12 protein-coding genes are annotated in these 16035 nt (G+C 57.4%); 11 read left to right on the forward strand and 1 reads right to left on the reverse strand.

Going from position 1 to position 16035, the window contains the following annotated elements; translation table 11 throughout:
- Positions 1-44: 44 nt before the first annotated feature.
- A complete protein-coding gene (locus tag QS713_RS01600; protein WP_313271910.1) occupies positions 45-1508 on the reverse strand; it encodes a CCA tRNA nucleotidyltransferase in 1464 nt (487 codons plus the stop codon).
- A gap of 99 nt (positions 1509-1607) precedes the next feature.
- On the opposite strand from QS713_RS01600, the gene QS713_RS01605 reads away from it, so the two are divergent.
- From QS713_RS01605 to QS713_RS01655, 11 genes are all read left to right on the forward strand, one after another.
- The gene (locus QS713_RS01605) at positions 1608-2144 is read left to right on the forward strand and encodes an NUDIX hydrolase (protein ID WP_313271911.1); all 537 of its coding nucleotides are present in this window, start codon (positions 1608-1610) and stop codon (positions 2142-2144) included.
- Positions 2141-4315, forward strand: a complete 2175-nt coding sequence (locus tag QS713_RS01610) for a DUF6049 family protein (protein WP_313271913.1) — start codon at positions 2141-2143, stop codon at positions 4313-4315. Before QS713_RS01605 ends, QS713_RS01610 begins: the two co-directional genes overlap by 4 nt.
- Positions 4315-5994: a murein biosynthesis integral membrane protein MurJ gene (gene murJ, locus QS713_RS01615; protein ID WP_313271914.1), complete on the forward strand. Its 1680-nt coding sequence runs from the start codon at positions 4315-4317 to the stop codon at positions 5992-5994. The genes QS713_RS01610 and murJ overlap by 1 nt, the downstream gene beginning before the upstream one ends.
- A 118-nt stretch (positions 5995-6112) precedes the next feature.
- Positions 6113-7573, forward strand: coding sequence for an ICP22 family protein (locus QS713_RS01620; RefSeq protein ID WP_313271916.1), 1461 nt, complete (start codon positions 6113-6115; stop codon positions 7571-7573).
- Between the two features lie 251 nt (positions 7574-7824).
- On the forward strand, positions 7825-8748 hold the full coding sequence (gene trxB, locus QS713_RS01625; protein WP_313271918.1) for a thioredoxin-disulfide reductase: 924 nt from the start codon (positions 7825-7827) through the stop codon (positions 8746-8748).
- Between the two features lie 9 nt (positions 8749-8757).
- On the forward strand, positions 8758-9084 hold the full coding sequence (gene trxA, locus QS713_RS01630) for a thioredoxin (RefSeq protein WP_313271920.1): 327 nt from the start codon (positions 8758-8760) through the stop codon (positions 9082-9084).
- Positions 9085-9355: 271 nt separating this feature from the next.
- Positions 9356-10675, forward strand: a complete 1320-nt coding sequence (locus QS713_RS01635; protein WP_313271921.1) for an aminotransferase-like domain-containing protein — start codon at positions 9356-9358, stop codon at positions 10673-10675.
- 25 nt (positions 10676-10700) lie between these two features.
- Entirely contained in the window at positions 10701-11693 is a 993-nt protein-coding gene (locus tag QS713_RS01640; RefSeq protein ID WP_313271923.1) for a D-alanine--D-alanine ligase family protein, read from the forward strand.
- A gap of 333 nt (positions 11694-12026) precedes the next feature.
- The gene (locus QS713_RS01645) at positions 12027-13031 is read left to right on the forward strand and encodes an ornithine carbamoyltransferase (protein ID WP_313271924.1); all 1005 of its coding nucleotides are present in this window, start codon (positions 12027-12029) and stop codon (positions 13029-13031) included.
- Between the two features lie 259 nt (positions 13032-13290).
- Positions 13291-14226 (forward strand): carbamate kinase, encoded by a 936-nt coding sequence (gene arcC, locus QS713_RS01650; RefSeq protein ID WP_102216985.1) that lies wholly within the window; start codon positions 13291-13293, stop codon positions 14224-14226.
- Positions 14227-14243: 17 nt separating this feature from the next.
- Positions 14244-15839, forward strand: coding sequence for a YfcC family protein (locus tag QS713_RS01655; protein ID WP_313271927.1), 1596 nt, complete (start codon positions 14244-14246; stop codon positions 15837-15839).
- Positions 15840-16035 lie beyond the last annotated feature (196 nt).

Below are 16035 nucleotides of genomic sequence, written 5' to 3' on the forward strand. Positions count from 1 at the left end.
TAATCGCTTGTCTTAAATAAGGGTAATACGTTTTTACGTAAATGTTACTTATTGTGCGTTTTCCACCATTGCACAAGCTCTTCTTCGGCCCGTTCTTGCCCCAGAGGTCCTTCTTCCATGCGGCGTTTGAGAAGGAACTGGTAGGCCTGTCCCACCTGCGGGCCCGGTTCTAATCCGAGGATGCTCATAATCTGATCTCCATTGAGGTCCGGGCGTACCGCGTCAAGTTTTTCCTGTTTGGCAAGCTGGTCGATCCGCGCCTCTAAGTCGTCGTACGCGGCCCGCAGGTAGTTGGCTTTGCGCCGGTTGCGGGTAGTGCAGTCCGCGCGAGTCAGGCGGTGAAGGCGTTGCAGTAGGTCACCGGCGTCAGCCACGTAGCGACGCACCGCGGAGTCTGTCCACCCCTGCTCACCGTAACCATGGAACCGCAGGTGTAGGCGAACCAGTTTGGTCACGGCTTTGGTGGTGGCTTTGTCGAACTTCAGAGCTCGCATGCGCGCTCGCGTAAGCTTTGCACCCACGACCTCATGATGGTGAAAAGAAACCGTCCCATCGGGTTCAAATTTGCGGGTGTCAGGCTTGCCCACGTCGTGCATGATCGCGGCGAAACGGAGGATGAAGTCGGGGGCGGGAACCGGGCCGGTTTCGTCAGTTTCCATGGACATCGCGTTGTCTAACACCGTGAGGGTGTGCTCAAACACGTCTTTGTGACGGTTGTGTTCGTCGACAGTGTCGCGTAACGCGGAGAACTCCGGGAGCACTTCGTCGCACACCCCGGTGTACACCATTAGTTCTAAACCGCGGCGCGGATACGGGCTGATCATGAGCCGGTGCAATTCCGCTTGGACGCGTTCTGCGGACACGATCTGCAGGCGCGGTGCTTGCGCGGACATTGCGGCCATCACGTCTTCGGACACGTCAATGCCCAGCTGAGCGGTGAACCTGGCAGCCCGCATAATCCGCAGCGGGTCGTCGTCAAAAGACTGCTGGGCGGAAACCGGGGTTTTCAACACGCCTTCCGCCAGGTCTTCTAACCCACCGTGGGGGTCCACGAGCCTCAGTTGCGGCAGCAGCATTGCGCACGCGTTGATGGTGAAGTCGCGGCGCGAAAGGTCACCTTCCAGGTGGTCGCCGTACTGCACGGTGGGTTTGCGTGAGGAACTGTCGTACTCTTCGGTGCGGTAGGTGGTGACTTCAACGGTGAGGCCCGCTTTTTGCCCGCCGATGGTGCCGAATGCTTTCCCCACCGCCCACGTGTTCGCTCCCCATTGGCGCAGTAGTTCTTGCGTGTCGTCGGGGCGGGCGTTGGTGGTGAGGTCGAAGTCGTGGGGGGTTTTCGCTAGGAACGCGTCGCGCACAGGGCCGCCCACGAGGGCGAGTTCGAACCCGGCGTCGGTAAACACGTGTCCGAGTTCCACGATTTGTTTCGGCAGGTGTTTGAATGCCGCGTGAGCGTTCGCCAGTAGCGTGGTTTGTGACCCACAACCCACATAGTTCGTCGTATCCATCCCTATAAGAGTGCCAGAAATGCGGCGGCGACGCTAGAACGTTGCGCGGTAACGTTGGTGAATAGACACTTTTTTGCGCTCGCCTAATAGAGTAGGGGTATGTCTTCACGTAATCGTCGCCACCCGCTGGGGGTACCGCGCCCTCCGCGGAAGCGGCGTTTTCGGGCTCGTAAAACCCCAACGCTGGTGGTGGATGAAACCAGTGCGGGCGGGTTGGTAGTGCGCATTGAGAAGGGTCACCCGTACGTGGCGGTGATTGCGCGGCGCAACCGGGCGGGCAAGATTGAGTGGTGTTTACCTAAGGGGCATTTGGAACCGGGTGAGTCCGCCCCGGTGGCTGCAGTGCGGGAGATCGCCGAGGAAACTGGGATCACGGGCCGGGTAGTGGCGCCGCTGGCGTCTATTGACTACTGGTTTTCTTCTTTTGACAAGCGGATTCACAAGGTGGTGCACCATTATTTATTGGAGTACGAATCGGGTTCGATAACGGTTGAGAACGATCCGGATCATGAGGCGGAGGATGCCGCGTGGGTTCGTTTAGACCGCGTTTCTACCCGGCTGGTGTACCCGAATGAGCGTCGTATCGTTGCGTTGGCGATCGACTTACTTTACCCCCCTGAGGTGGTGCGCCTGTGAGGCGGCGCAGCCGCGGGCATGCGGTTTTTCCGGTTTTGGTGGCCTGCTGGGTACTGACCGCCCTGTTTACCCTGTTGTGGGCCGGGTTAGCAGCCCAGCCCGCGAGCGCCACCACGCGCGTTTCGACGAGTGCGCCCGAGGTGTCGCATGCCGAGCTTCAACCGATAACCAGCGTCCCTCGTGCGTTAACTGACCGACCTCAGGCTGCGCGGGCCCAAGCGAAATCAGCAGGTGCGGATCGCCAGGCGGGGGTAAAAACAGAACCTGCGAAAGCACCGTCGTTGGAGGTTACGGTTGAGTCGATATCCCCTCAGGTGTTAACGGACCAGACGGAAGTTACGGTGACGGCGACTGTGACGGCGCATTCAAAAGGTTTTGAACGCGCGTTAGCGACCTTGAGTGTGCGGGAGGATTCCGCAGCTACCATGGCGGAGCTGACGGATTATTTACGCGGAAAAGGGGGCGGTGGTTTAGCGGTTGGGCAAGAGGAACTGTCTAGCTTGCAGGCGGGGCAGGCGCGGACGGTGACGTTCAAGGTGCCGACGCATTCGCTCCCTATATATGATGCGTTCAACTGGGGGCCGCGCGGGGTGGAGGTGTCCGTGCAGGCCACGCAGGAGAAATCCGCGCAAGATACAGATGCGGATGCGGGTACGCAGGCAAGTTCCAGCGAGGGTGAGGCGGTGCAGGCGGCGGCGCGGTCGGTGATTATTTGGGATTCGCAAATGGACCTGCAGCCAGTTGGGGTGACGGCGCTGGTGCCGGTTGGGACGCAGTTGGATAAGGACCTCAAGCCGCAGTTCCCGGCCGGTACCCTGGTGCCGCGGCTGACCACGGTCCCGGGGGTGGCGGTTGCGGCGGAGTCGCAGTTACTAAATACGGATAAGCAGCTGGTGCAAGACTTGGTTTCAGCGCGACAAACCCCGGTGACGCTACCGGCGCTCGGGGCGAACCTTGCGGATTTGGCGCATACCAAAAACAAGGCGTTCATTAAGTTGGCGAAAACGTCCACCGGGGTGCATAAAGCTGCTGATGAGGCGCAGTTACCGACCGTTGATAACGTCGTGTGGGCGCGGGGTACCGCTTTGGATCGCATTACTGTGCGCGCGTGGGCAGACCGGGTGATAATCACGTCTGACGAGGCGCTCGCACCGGTTTACTACCCCAGTTACACGCCCAGTGCCGTGTTCAGTGTTGACCCCCGCTCGGGCGTCACACTGCAGGGGGATGCGGCGAACGCGGGCACGCGCATCATTGCCACCAAGCAAAGTATTGACAATCTACTTGCCCAGCCGGCGAAAACCCCTGCGGAAGAGTTCAACGTGCGTCAACTGTTGCGCGCCAGCACCGCGATCATCACCCGCGAACTGCCGCACGAACCCCGGTCGATCGCGGTGGCAGCGCCCACGGAGCTCACCGGCAATACCGTGGAGCGGCTGCGGGCCCTCATGAATAATTCGTGGGTGAAACCCACCCCCCTAAACGCGCTTATGAACGCGGACATAACGCAAGCGCGAGTGCGGGAAACGCTGGTGGAACACCGCCCCACCAGTGGGATTAACGCGAGCCAAGCGGAAGCAACCATGTCGGCGCTCGCCAGCACGAACGCGGTTGCGGGCGCGGTGGCGGACACGGATACGCAACCGGCGCAGCTGCGTCAAGATGCCCTACTGGTGGCCCGCAGTGTCAAAACGGCGAAGCAAAGAGAGCAGATTCTAACGGACCTGAAGAAGCGGGCTCAGGCAATCTCAACAGCGCTGGTGGTCGCCCGGTCCGCGCCCATTAACCTGCTGGACTCCAAAACGAGCCTGCCAATAACGGTGAGTAACAAACTGGCGGACACCGCGAACGTAACCGTCACTGCCACCACGTTGGACCCGCGTTTGCGTCTCGGGGGTGCGCAGAAAACACAGGTGGCAGGCCGGACCGCAAAACTGGTGCGGATTCCCACCGAAGGCATTGGTTCCGGTAACGTAAAAGTTCGCGTATCCTTAACGAATCCGCAGGGTAAAGCGTTACACCCACCGCGTGAGATCGTGGTGCGGGTGCGTGCCGGGTGGGAGTCAAAAGGAACATTCGCTATCGGTGCTGCGCTGGCAGTGCTTTTAGTGATAGGTGTTGTGCGTAGTATTCGAGGTGGTAGACGTGCCTCTACCTCCAAGGAGGTTTAATGACCCCAGATAACGAAGAGCTGGTGGGGGATCCGAAGCAGACGTCTATTGCTCGTTCCACGGCGATTATGGCGGCGGGCACAATCGTGTCGCGCCTACTCGGGTTCGTCCGCTGGGGTCTGCTGCTGGTCGCGGTTGGGGGCACGGGTGCTAACGATGCGTTCCAAGTGGCGAATACCCTACCTAACACCGTGTTCAACATGCTGGCTGCGGGGCTTTTGGACGCGATTTTGGTGCCTCAAATTGTGAGGGCGTTCAAAACCCGCGGTGGGTCCGCGTACGTGAACCGGTTGCTCACGTTAGCGGGGTTGATTCTGCTGGGGCTCACCACGCTGATGGTGATCGGGGCGGGTGTGCTGGTGGAGATTTCTGCGGCGCAGATGGATCCGCAGTGGAAGCATTTGGCGATTATTTTTGCGGTCTGGTGCTTGCCACAGATCTTCTTCTACGGCCTGTATTCCCTGTTGGGAGAGACGTTGAACGCGCGCGGCGTGTTCGGCCCGTACATGTGGACACCGGTGGTTAATAACGTGGTCGCCATTGTGGGTCTGCTGGTTTTCATGATGGTGTATGGAACCGGTGGGGACCTGTTGGACGCCGCCACGTGGGATTGGGGTCGCACCGCCCTGTTAGCAGCCCCCACCACGCTGGGGGTAGTGGTGCAGGCGGTTATGCTGATGCCGTTTTTACGTTCCGCGGGCGTGCGGTTGCGGCTTGATTTTCATTTCCGAGGCGCGAACTTGCGTTCGGCGTCCAAGTTGACGGCGTGGGTGTTCGCCACGTTGACGGTGGGTCAGTTGGGGTACTTGTCGACTTCGAATATTGCGGCGGCGGCGAACAGTTGGGGGGTTGCGCACGACACTTTTGCGCCCGCTAACGCCGCAATGTCGTACACGTTTATGGTGTACATGTTGCCGCAGTCGATTATTTCGGTTTCGATTGCGACGGCACTGTTCACGCGCCTGGCGGCGTCTGCGGCGGATCAGGATCATTTGATGATGGCGCAGCAGTACCATTTTGGGGTTCGTATCACGTCTATGTTGACGCTGTGGTTAGCGGCGTGCGTGGGGGCGGCAGCAGCCCCGGTTTTTCAGGCGTTGGGGCCTAACAATTCGGTTGAGATCCTGTCGGGTTTCGTGGATGTGTTGATTGCTTTGCTGCCGGGTTTGGCGGGGGCCGCGGTGATTTTGTTTTCGCAACGCGTGTTTTATTCGCTTGAGGACGGGCGCCCGGTGTTCTTCACGGTGCTGGTGCCTACGCTGTGTGGGATTGCGTTGGCGTGGACGTTGAAGGCGTTTATCCACCCGACTTTCTGGCTGCTCGGGGCTTCGGTTGCGGATTCGCTGTCGCGGATTGCGCAGGGGGTGATTGCCGCGTTCTACGTGAAACGCAAGCTGCCGGACGCGGATCCGCTGCGGGTTATTAACGACGCGCTGCGCTACGGGTTTTTTGCTATTTCCGCCGCTTTGGTGGGGGCCGCGTTTTTGCACGTGGTGGGCCCGTTTGCGACGGGTTCGGCCCTGGTGTGTCTGCTGGGTGCCCTGTGGCGGGGCGTGCTTACCGGCGTGATTGTGACGGGTGTTTTCTTCGGTTTCTTGATTGCATTCGATAGGGCGAATTCGCAGCGGGCGCTGGAGGTGCTGTCGCGCCGGATTCCGCCACTGCGCCGGTTCGTGTAGTGATTTGCACCGCGTGTGTGTGGTTAAACGGTGCGTATGCGCCGGTGGGATACGCGTTGCGTTAAGCTGAGTGTGAATATTTGGTTGGTTTTTACCGTGTTTTTTGAGGGGGTTGCGCATGTCTGATGCTGAGCGTGAAGATCAGTCTACGCCGAAGCCGGACACCCCGGATGAGTCCACCGGTTCGTTCACCCAAGCTGTTACCGGGGCGCTGAAGCGGATTAACCAGTCGATGTCTACCCAAGCGTTGCAGAAGAAGTTGCGAGAGCGGTTGGGTAAGCAGGCGCGGCGTAATCTTGGGGAGCGCGCGTCTTTACCAGATTTTGAGGACCTGTTGGTTGACCCGCAGGTCGATCAGCATGAGCCTCGGCATTCGCGTGGTGACGTGCTAGATCAGGTGCGGGCGTCGGATAAGACCCCCACGTCGGATAAGACCCCCACGTCGGCAGAAGAACCGAAAGGTGCGCCCGCCCCTCAGGTGTCTAAAACGGCGGAACCGGGTGAAAGTGCAGCGGAACCGGAAGACACAACGAAGGCGTTTGTGGATGAGGTGGTTAACGCTCAGCCATTCGATGGTGAAGGGACATTGTCGCAGTTGCCGAAGTGGCGGGCCCTACCCGTGTCGGAGGAGTCTGAAACTGAACCTGAGGCACCGGTGGATGCGGACGCTGACTACGCAGAAGAAACGCAGCTGCGGACCACGGGGATTCCCCAGGTGACGCCCACAAGTGGAGCCAATGAGGAAGGTGAGGGGGAGTCGGCTGGCTCTATCGATGGGGAACCTGGCGCTGATACTGCGGATGCAGCGGAAAAAGAGGGGCAACCGTGGTTGCAGACCTTGAAGCGGGGTCGCGGGCGCGTCCTGTCTTTACCGTCTGGGACGCGGGCGTTGTCGCATTCTTTGCATAGCGTGCGCACCTCGTTCGATGAGTTCAACGAGGGGGCGAGCGTGGACCCGACGCGGCCAACGATTATCCTGTTTGCCTCCCTCACCGTGGTGGCTGCGCTGATTGCCACACTGACGTTGTTCAACACTTCTCTACCGAGTGTTCTTACAAAATCAGATTCACCTAAACCCGCGGCGGCAGCACCGCAGAAAGAGACGCAAGAACCTCAGGAGAAGAAGGAGCCTCAAGCGAATAAACCGCAAACTAGTGCGCCGCAAGTGGAGTCTATAGAAGTGGTTTCGTTCCAAAATGACGGTGGGGACCACCCGGAGCAGGCCGCACAAATGTTTGACGGGAACCCAGATACGGGGTGGCAAAGCCGGTACTTTATGAACCCGGACCTGCCCCCGGAGAATACTATCCGCCTGATCGTGCACCTGAAAGCAGATGCGGACGTGAAGGAAGTTTCGTTTGACGGGCCGATTGAAGGCGGGCAAGTGGACCTGCGGGTAGGCGATGGGTCCAAGCCGTTCGAAACGAAAGTGTTGACGTCCGCAGCGATGAAGGGGACGACCACCTTGAAGCCTTCTGAGGTGACGAAAGGGAAAGTGGTGACACTCGACTTCGTGTCCCTGCCCGTGGATGACGAGTCGCATTACCGCGTGAAAATAAACGAACTGCGCGTCAAATAGTCTGCGGAATGCTTTCTCGGAGTGCATGCCCTTCTAGGCGCACATCTGCGGTTTCGAAGTTCGGGCGGTTCACAGGGCGCCCGTTCCAGCTTGAGGGCGCGGATTTCGGGGGCGCGGCCCTGTGTTTCGCTGGGAGCACATCCGACTTGGGGCGCGGGAATAAAGTGGGTGCCTGTAGAGTTGTGTTAGTTGTTGGATGAGTACTGTAACGATAAGTGCTGTAACTCTTTGTGATTGACCAGTGGAGTTTTATGACTGAACAGAACGTACACGATTTGATCATCGTAGGTTCAGGCCCAGCCGGGTACACGGCCGCGGTCTACGCAGCGCGCGCAGGCTTAGCGCCGTTGGTGTTGGCGGGCGCGGTTACCGCCGGGGGTGCGCTGATGAACACCACGGATGTGGAGAACTTCCCCGGTTTCCCAGAGGGCATCTTGGGGCCGGAACTGATGGAGAACATGCGCGGCCAAGCGGAACGTTTTGGCGCGGACATCCGCATGGAAGATGCCACCGCCCTGCGCCTAGAGGGTGAGGTTAAAGAGGTGGAGACGGACGAGGATACGTACCGGGCTCGCGCCGTGATTATCGCCACCGGTTCCGCCTACCGCGAGCTTGGTTTGGAGGGTGAGAAAACGTTTGCGGGCCGCGGCGTCAGCTACTGCGCGACGTGCGATGGCTTCTTCTTCCGCGACAAACCGATTGTCGTGGTTGGCGGTGGGGATTCCGCAATGGAGGAAGCGACGTTCTTGTCCCGTTTTGGTTCATCAGTGCTGGTGGTGCACCGCCGCGACGAGTTGCGTGCCTCGAAGGTTATGGCAGATCGGGCGATGGCGGACCCGAAGATTGAGTTCGCGTGGAATTCCGTGGTTGTGGACATGAAGGGGACGCAGACCCTGGAGTCCGTAACCTTGGAGGACACGGTCACGGGTGAGCGCCGTGACGTTCCCGCTTCGGGCCTGTTTGTGGCGATTGGCCACGAGCCTCGCACGGACTTGGTGAAGGGGCAGTTACCGCTGGATGGCGGTTACATTAAGGTGGATGAACCATCTACCCGCACCCCGATTCCTGGCGTGTTTGCGTGTGGTGACGTTGTGGATTCCACGTATCGGCAGGCAGTTACTGCTGCGGGCACGGGTTGCCGGGCAGCGTTGGATGCGCAACACTATTTGGGTTAAGGAGTTTTTATGTCTGAGGTTCTTGATGTAACAGATGCGCAGTTCCAGGCGGAGGTTGTGGATTCCACTACCCCGGTTCTGGTTGATTTTTGGGCGCCGTGGTGTGGCCCGTGCCGGCAGATGGCACCGATTATCGATGAGGTAGCTGCGGATCTGGACGGTAAGTTGAAGGTCATGAAGTTGAACGTGGATGACAATCCGAATACCGCGATGAAGTTCGGGATTGTTTCTATCCCCACCATGATCCTGTTCAAAGATGGGGAGGCTGTGAAAACGATCGTTGGGGGTCGGCCGAAAGCACAGTTGAAATCCGAGATTGAGCCGCTACTGGGATAACAGCGGGCCCCCGAGCTGGGATAGCAGTTTATTCCGGGGCGGGGCAACAGGTTGAACCCGTTTTGAGGTACCAGCTTGTCCTGAGGTACCAGCTTGAGCCCTGCCTGGTGTAATCCACTGTTGGGGTAGCTTCCAGCCGGGTTAGGTTTCGGTTTTTGAAAGCGCGCATGCGTGGGTTTTGTCCACGGATGCGCGTTTTCTTTTCTCTTCTGTGTAACGGGTGGCACAATGGGGAGGGTTAGTGTGTTTACTTCTATGAATTGAGGACAACGTGACTGATCGCGATGCGCGGAGTGTGAATGAGGGTACGAGGCTTGACCCCTGGTTCGATGCTTACGCCGCCCGAGCGCACGGGTTGCGTTCGTCTGAGATCCGCGCGTTGTTCGCGGTCGTGTCGCGCCCCGAGGTTGTGTCTTTGGCGGGTGGCATGCCGAATATTAAGGATTTGCCGTTAGACCGTTTGGCGCAGTCGGCGGCGGAGTTGATTCGCCGTGATGGGACGCAGGCGATGCAGTACGGTTCTGGGCAGGGGTGGGAACCGTTGCGTGAACGCATTACGGAAGTGATGACGTACGACGGGATTACCGCGAATCCCGATGACGTGGTGGTGACTACGGGGTCGCAGCAGGCGTTAGATTTGGTCTCGGAACTGTTCCTTGAGCGCGGTGACGTGGTGTTGGCGGAAGCCCCGTCTTACGTGGGGGCGTTGGGCACGTTCCGGGCGTATGAGGGCGATATTGTCCACATTGAGATGGATGATGACGGTTTAGTCCCGGATGCGTTGGAGCAGACGATTAAGCAAGTGCGTGCCTCAGGGCGGAAAATTAAGTTCTTGTATACGATCCCGAATTTCCACAACCCGGCGGGAGTGACGATGTCGCAGGAGCGGCGCGCGCAGGTGGTGGAGATTTGCCGGCGGGAACGCGTGTTGATTGTGGAGGATAATCCGTATGGCCTGCTGGGGTTTGGGGCGGATCCACTGCCGGCATTGCAGTCTTTGAATCCTGAGGGCGTGGTGTATTTGGGTTCGTTTTCGAAGATGTTCGCCCCGGGTTTCCGCATTGGCTGGGCGTTGGCGCCGCATGCGGTGCGCGATAAGTTGGTGTTGGCGTCGGAGTCTGCGATTCTTTCTCCGTCGATGGTTGGGCAGATGGCGATTGAGGATTATTTGTCTAACTACGATTGGTATTCGCAGGTGAAGGTGTACCGCGGGATGTATGAGGAGCGGTGCCAGGCGATGATGAAGGCGTTGGAGGATTATTTGCCGTCGTGTTCGTGGACTAAGCCGGATGGTGGTTTTTACACGTGGGTGACGCTGCCCGATGGGTTGGATGCGAAGGCGATGTTGCCGCGTGCGGTGACTGGTCTGGTTGCGTACGTGTCGGGAACGGCGTTTTATGCGGATGGTCGGGGTGGTGACCATATGCGGCTTTCGTTTTGTTATCCGACTCCGCAGGAGATTCGTGAAGGGGTGCGCCGTCTGTCGCGGGTGATTTCGGCGGAGCAGGAGTTGGTTGAGATGTTTGGGACTAATGTGCGGGCACGCGTGTCGGATGATTCGGTGAGTGCGCCCGCACCGGATCAGCGTTGATGGTTTTACTGTTTAGGAGACGGGTGTGACGTTGCGGATTCTGATTGTTGCTGGTGGTTTAACACATGAGCGGGACGTGTCTTTGCGGTCTGGACGGCGGGTGGCGACGCTGCTGCGCCGGGAGGGTCACGCGGTTAAGGTGTGTGATTTAAACGCGCAGCTGTTTACCACGTTGTCGGAGTTTGACCCGGATCTGGTGTGGCCGCTGATTCACGGTTCGGTGGGTGAGGATGGGTCTTTGCAGGACTTGTTGTACTTGCTTGGGTACCCGTATGTGGGTTCCACTCCGGATGCGTGTGTGTTGGCGTCATCGAAGCCGTCGGCGAAGGCGTTGGTGTCGCAGTATGGGGTGTTGACGCCAGCTTCGGTTAGTTTGTCGCAGTCTTTGTTCCGCCAGGTGGGTGCGGAGGGGATTATCCGAGCGATTGATGATTCGTTCCGCTTCCCTGTGATGGTGAAGCCCGCAGATGGGGGTTCAGCACTGGGGATTTCGCTGGCCACTTCCGAAGACCAGTTGCGGGCCGCGTTGGTGGATGCGTTTTCGTATGGGGATGCGGTTATGGTGGAGGATTTTGTTGAGGGCCGTGAGGTCGCGGTTTCTGTGTTGGATGTGACGGATACTGCGCGCGCACTTCCCCCGGTGGAGATTGTTGCTGATGATGGACGTTATGATTACGACGCGCGTTACAACCCGGGGCGGTCACGGTTTTTTGTGCCCGCACGTTTGAGTGACGATGAAGCCGATTCGGTTAAGGACGTGGCTGTGCGGGTGCATGAGGCGCTCGGGATGCGCCACCTGTCGCGCATTGATTTGATTGTTGACCATGAGGGTGCGCCGTGGTTCATTGACGCGAACGTGGTGCCCGGAATGACGGATACGTCGCTTTTCCCTCAAGCTGCGCAGGCAGACAGTTCGTTCACGCAGATCCTGAACCAGTTGGCTTACACGGCGGTGGATGATACCGACGGTGCGGAAGAGGAAACTGACCCAGCCGCCCTGGAGAATCCGCAAGAATAGTTTTTCGCAGCAGTGGATTCGCGAACCTAGTTTTGGACGCGTGGTTTAGAAGGCGCGCACGGCAAAGTAATCGGGGGTGCACGCGCTTTCCTCACGTATTCTTTGACAACTCAGCTTGGTTTTAAAACTGCGGGTTTAGTTAGGGTGTAGTGGATTCTAGATACTGATTAGGGTGATCTAAACCCGGATCTATCCTCGATTCAACCTGGTTTAAACGTTTCGGTTCCTGACCCAGTGTGGAAATGTGAGCTGTGCCGCAAGAAAAACATTTCGGCGCTGAATCGTCCTCACTGCGAAGATGCGAAGATGCGTCGACGAGGAAAGGAATTTTTCATGGCTGTAAACCTGAAGAACCGTAACCTACTGTCGTTGGTACACCACACACCGCAAGAGATCATGTACTTGCTCGACCTGGCGCGGGACCTCAAACGCGCTAAGTACGCGGGTGTGGAACAGCAGCTGCTGAAGGGCATGAACATCGCCCTAATCTTCGAGAAGACTTCGACACGTACGCGTTGCTCCTTCGAGGTTGCTGCACACGACCAGGGTGCGCAGGTCACCTACCTGGATCCGACGGGTTCACAGATTGGCCACAAGGAATCCATGAAAGACACGGCTCGCGTACTGGGCCGCATGTACGACGGCATCGAGTACCGCGGATTCAAGCAGGAACTGGTTCAGGAACTCGCTGACTACGCGGGCGTACCGGTATGGAACGGTCTGACCGACGAGTTCCACCCCACGCAGATGCTCGCTGACGTCATGACGATGCGTGAGCACACCGACAAGCCGATCAACAAGATCTCGTTCGCATTCGTGGGCGATGGCCGCAACAACGTGTCGAACTCCCTGCTCCTCATTGGTGCAAAACTGGGGATGGACGTGCGGATCGTAGCGCCTAAGTCTTTGCAGCCCACCAAGGAACTGCAGGACATGTGCGGTAAGTTCGCAGAAGAGTCGGGCGCACGCATCACGGTAACCGAAGATGTGGAAGCCGGTGTTAAAGACGTGGACTTCCTGTACACCGACATTTGGGTATCCATGGGTGAGCCAATCGAGTCCTGGGGTGAGCGGATCGACATGCTCATGCCGTACCAGGTGAACAAAGAGATGCTGAAGAAGGTTGGGAACCCGAACGTGAAGTTCCTGCACTGCCTGCCTTCGTTCCACAACTCTGAAACCAAGGTTGGCGAGAAGATTGCGGAGCAGTACCCGGATCTGGCCAACGGCATTGAGGTAACGGAGGATGTGTTCGAGTCCAGCGCTAACATTGCGTTCGACGAGGCCGAGAACCGTATGCACACCATCAAAGCTGTAATGGTGGCGTCACTGCGGTAAGCATTCGAACCTGAAGGCTAAAACCGTTGCCGGCGCACTTAAACCGGTTGGGTTTTTGGCCTGCTAGGTAGCGTCTTTTAGACGCACAAGGAGGCTTGCCGCACACGATCCGGCAAGTCCCCTTCACACAAATTTTACAAATCTGATTCCACTTTGCGCGTTGCCCCGAGTGGTGGTGCACGCGGTGGGTAACGCCAGGGGTTCGGCGCTTAAGCTACGGGCTCTATGCCGACTTTTAGAAAGATATTGAGGTCTTTTAATGGGTAAAACAATTGTTATTGCTTTGGGGGGAAATGCTCTCGGGAAAACACCTGAGGAGCAACTGGAGCTAATCAAGCAGACCGCCACGTCTATTGTGGACATTGTTCAAGAGGGCGCGCACGTTATCGTCACTCACGGTAATGGTCCTCAGGTGGGCATGATTAAGGTGGCTACGGATGAGGCCGCTAAAGCGGGGGCTGGCACCCCGGTTATTCCGTTTGCGGAGTGCGGCGCAATGTCCCAGGGCTACATTGGATACCATTTGCAGCAGGCAATCGACGCGGAGATTACGCGTCGTAACCTTCCTGGCCAGGCCGTGTCTTTGGTGACGGAAACTGAGGTTGATGAGAACGACCCGGCGTTCGAAGCTCCGTCGAAACCAGTTGGCGCTTTCTTCACTGAGGACGAAGCGAAGAAGCTGATGGAAGAAACGGGAAACACCTACGTGGAGGATTCAGGCCGTGGGTGGCGCTGGGTAGTTGCTTCTCCGCTGCCGAAGGCGATCGTGCAGATGCCGACCATTAAGACTCTGGCAGAGACCGATACTGTGGTGGTTGCCTCCGGTGGTGGTGGCATTCCAGTTGTCGCTGAGGGCGATGGTTTCCGCGGTGTACCAGCGGTTATCGATAAGGACCGTTCCGCCGCTCTGCTGGCTTCGGAGCTGGGTGCGGACACCCTGCTGATTTTGACGGCTGTGGACAGCGTGTACGTGAACTTCAACCAGCCTGACCAGCGTGAGCTACGCAAGGAAAGTGTTGAGGCTATGGAGGGCTTCATGGCTGACGGCCAGTTCGCTAAAGGTTCCATGCTGCCAAAGGTAGAGGCTTGTGTTCAGTTCGCTAAGAACAACCCGGGGGCAGAAGCGATCATCACGTCTTTGGCGAAAGCTAAGGATGGTTTGAACCACCGCGCCGGCACGTCGATCGTCGGCTAGAAAGTTAGGTAACTGCGATGAGTGAACACAGTGCGACTGTCGGTGAGAACACTACAGTCGAAGATAAGCAAACTAAGCGCCGGGGTAAGAAGCATCATTGGCGTTTTAATGTTCCCACCGCGTTTACGATCCTGTTCATCTTGACGGTCGCAGCTGCGATCGCCACGTGGGTTGTGCCTGCCGGTGCGTACGCAAAACTAAGTTATAACACTGACACTTCTCAACTACAGGTGTTGGAACCTAAGGGTGATACTAAAGATCTTCCAGCGACGCAAGAAACTTTGGATGACCTGGGTGTAAAGATCGATATTAAACAGTTCACCTCGGGTGCGCTGGATAAACCGATCTCGGTTCCGAACTCGTATGAGCGGTTAGAATCTAACCCAGCTGGTATCACTGATATTCCGAACGCGATGGTGCGCGGCACAATTGAAGCGGTGGACATCATGGTGTTCATCTTTGTGCTGGGCGGACTCATCGGGGTGGTGAGAGCCACGGGAGCGTTCGAATCCGGCCTGATAGCGTTGACGCGTAAAACTAAGGGACACGAGTTCCTCTTGGTATTCTTCGTTTCGCTATTCATGGTCGTGGGTGGTTCCCTATGTGGTTTGGAAGAAGAGGCGGTTGCGTTCTACCCGATCTTGGTGCCCATATTCTTAGCGATGGGGTACGACTCGATCGTGTGCGTGGGCGCCATCTTCCTCGCCGGTTCGATGGGCACCACGTTCTCTACCATTAACCCGTTCTCAGTAGTTATCGCTTCGTCTGCTGCTGGCATTCCATTTACGGAAGGGATTATCTGGAGGGCAGCTGGCTGCGTCGTTGGTGGCGCGGTGGTAATCGCTTACCTTTGGCGGTACTGCAACCGGGTTAAGAAAGATCCGACTTCGAGCCTTACCTATGAGGATCACGAGAAGTTCCAGAAGCAGTGGTCGATGGGTGGCAGTGAAGCGAAGAACTTCAACTGGCAGAAGAAACTCAGCTTGTGCCTGTTCGTGGCTGCGTTCCCGATTATGGTTTGGGGCGTTATGGCTAAGGGATGGTGGTTCCCCACCATGGCCGCTTCGTTCCTAACGATCGCTGTGATCGTGATGTTCCTGTCCGTGTTTGGTGAAGACAAGCTAAGTGAGAAGCAGCTGAACGACGCGTTCATTGAAGGCGCTTCTTCACTGGTTGGGGTGTCGCTGATTATTGGTCTGGCCCGCGGTATCAACCTGTTGATGAACGAGGGTTTGATTTCTGACACGCTGCTGCACGGAGCAACCCAGTTGGTCTCTGGGATGAGTGGTCCGCTGTTCGCGATCATGATGCTGGTGATCTTCTTCCTGCTCGGCTTCGTGGTTCCGTCTTCATCTGGTTTGGCGGTGTTGTCCATGCCGATTATGGCGCCGTTGGCGGACGCGGTTGGGATCCCAAGGTGGATCATCGTGTGTGCTTACCAGTGGGGCCAGTACGCAATGCTGTTCTTGGCACCAACCGGTTTGGTGATGGCAACACTACAGATGTTAGATATGAAATATCAGCACTGGTTGAAGTTCGTTTGGCCAATGGTGGTATTTGTCTTTGGATTCGGTGGAGTCTGTTTGGTAGCTCAGGTTATGATCTACTCGTAACTCAACTAAACCTATATTGATTGCGGACGCATCTTGGTAATATACCAGTGCGTCCGCATTCATATAGCCGAAAGTTGAGAGATGTCATTTCCATTGTTTTACTACACTCTTGTAGTACTACTAACCTCGGGTTTGACATCAGCTATTTGCGTTTCAATATTCTTGCTTTCGCGGCGCAAAACATACCTATTCTCGG

It is taken from the genome of Gleimia hominis, from assembly GCF_032085515.1.
GTDB lineage: Bacteria > Actinomycetota > Actinomycetes > Actinomycetales > Actinomycetaceae > Gleimia > Gleimia hominis.

Excerpts from the sequence above, each read along its gene's own strand:
- QS713_RS01600 (WP_313271910.1), bottom strand. The coding sequence starts at position 1,508 with ATGGATACGACGAACTATGTGGGTTGTGGGTCACAAACCACGCTACTG.
- QS713_RS01605 (WP_313271911.1), top strand. The coding sequence starts at position 1,608 with ATGTCTTCACGTAATCGTCGCCACCCGCTGGGGGTACCGCGCCCTCCG.
- murJ (WP_313271914.1), top strand. The coding sequence starts at position 4,315 with ATGACCCCAGATAACGAAGAGCTGGTGGGGGATCCGAAGCAGACGTCT.
- QS713_RS01620 (WP_313271916.1), top strand. The coding sequence starts at position 6,113 with ATGTCTGATGCTGAGCGTGAAGATCAGTCTACGCCGAAGCCGGACACC.
- trxB (WP_313271918.1), top strand. The coding sequence starts at position 7,825 with ATGACTGAACAGAACGTACACGATTTGATCATCGTAGGTTCAGGCCCA.
- trxA (WP_313271920.1), top strand. The coding sequence starts at position 8,758 with ATGTCTGAGGTTCTTGATGTAACAGATGCGCAGTTCCAGGCGGAGGTT.
- QS713_RS01645 (WP_313271924.1), top strand. The coding sequence starts at position 12,027 with ATGGCTGTAAACCTGAAGAACCGTAACCTACTGTCGTTGGTACACCAC.
- arcC (WP_102216985.1), top strand. The coding sequence starts at position 13,291 with ATGGGTAAAACAATTGTTATTGCTTTGGGGGGAAATGCTCTCGGGAAA.
- QS713_RS01655 (WP_313271927.1), top strand. The coding sequence starts at position 14,244 with ATGAGTGAACACAGTGCGACTGTCGGTGAGAACACTACAGTCGAAGAT.